1 pseudogene is annotated in these 668 nt (G+C 76.0%); it reads left to right on the top strand.

Annotated elements, in window-relative coordinates:
* Nucleotides 1–668: pseudogene (locus ACFQ4E_RS20605) on the top strand (phosphomannomutase); the annotation flags it as partial.

Raw genomic sequence — 668 nt, 5'->3', positions numbered from 1 at the left:
GGCACTCGGGGCCGGGGCCGCGTCGCCGTCCGGGACCGCGGGCGCGCTCACCACCTGCGACGCGGGCGGCGCCTATCGCGACCGCTATCTCCGGGCCTGGGGGCCGGGGGCGCTCGGGGGGCTTCGGGTCGGGCTCTACCAGCACAGCTCGGTGGCGCGCGATCTCCTGGGCGAGATCCTCGCGGGCCTCGGCGCCGAGGTCATCCTGCTCGCGCGCTCCGAGACCTTCATCCCCGTCGACACCGAGGCGGTCGATCCCGAGACCCGCGCGCTCCTTCGGGACTGGTGCGCCGAGCACCGGCTCGACGCGCTCGTCTCGACCGATGGCGATGCCGACCGGCCGATGCTGGTCTGCGAGACCGGCGCGCTCATTCCCGGCGACGGGCTCGGCGCGATGACCGCCCGCGCGCTCGGCGCCGACACGGTGGTGACGCCGGTCAACTCCAACACCCAGGCCGACGCGATGGGCTTCGACCGGGTGATCCGCACCCGGATCGGCTCGCCCTTCGTGATCGCGGGCATGGAGGAGGCCGGGGGCCGCGTGGTGGGCTACGAGGCCAATGGCGGCACGCTCCTGGGCTTCGATGCCGAGGGGCCCGCGGGTCCCCTGCCCCGGCTCGCCACCCGCGACGCGGTGCTGCCGATCCTGGCGCCGCTCGCCGCGGCGC

Origin of the sequence: Litorisediminicola beolgyonensis, assembly GCF_042679605.1 — a bacterium.
Classification (GTDB): domain Bacteria; phylum Pseudomonadota; class Alphaproteobacteria; order Rhodobacterales; family Rhodobacteraceae; genus Litorisediminicola; species Litorisediminicola beolgyonensis.
Note: the sequence above shows the minus strand (reverse complement) of the source record. Positions and strands in the feature narration are given on the sequence as shown.